1 protein-coding gene is annotated in these 774 nt (G+C 34.5%); it reads right to left on the reverse strand.

The window, feature by feature from the left end; genetic code table 11:
- A partial coding sequence (locus WAA15_RS24495; RefSeq protein ID WP_337045481.1) for a recombinase family protein occupies positions 1-574 on the reverse strand: 574 nt, incomplete at its 3' end.
- Between the last annotated feature and the right edge of the window lie 200 nt (positions 575-774).

Genomic DNA, 774 nt, shown 5'->3' on the forward strand with positions numbered 1-774 from the left:
TACCAATGCTTACCCCTCTATATCTGAGATACTTATAAAGGGTCATTTTTGAAACACCTATTTCTGCGGCTATTTGATTAACCCCCAATTTGTTTTCTTTATAATATGCTTCCGCAAGAATAGCTTTTTGTTCCGCTTCTTTGGTCATTCCTTGTCGGCGACCACCCTTTCTTCCTCTGGCTCGTGCAGCTTCTAAACCTGACTTCGTCCTCTCACGAATTAAATCTCTTTCAAACTCAGCAAATGAAGCCGAAATATTAAAAAATAATCTTCCTTGTGGGGTAGTGGTATCAATAGCATCGTTGATACTTTTAATAGCAACTTCTTTTGAATTGAACTCAGCTACTACCTCAAGTAAGTGTTTGAGTGAACGTCCTAATCGGTCGAGTTTATAAACCACGACCATGTCACCTTTACGGATATGAGTCAAAAGTTTCTGTAATTCAGGACGGTCAGTTTTAACACCCGATGCGGTTTCTTTAAAAATTATTTCACAACCTTCTTTGTTGAGCGCATCAATTTGTAAATCTAAAACTTGGTCTTTGGTACTTACCCTTGCGTAGCCTATTTTCATTTGTGTTGTATAGAGTTATTGGATATTTAGTTATAAAAAATATACTTTGTTTATTATACAACAAAAATATACAATTCTATCTATAAAAAGAATTATTTTATGACTTAAGTTTTAGGGTAGTAAAAGTACAAACAAACGGGCGTTTAATTAGACAATGATTTTGGTCTTCGGTAAAGATTGGTTGATAAGAAAATGAATTT

Source organism: Emticicia sp. 17c (assembly GCF_037153985.1).
Classification (GTDB): Bacteria; Bacteroidota; Bacteroidia; order Cytophagales; family Spirosomataceae; genus Emticicia.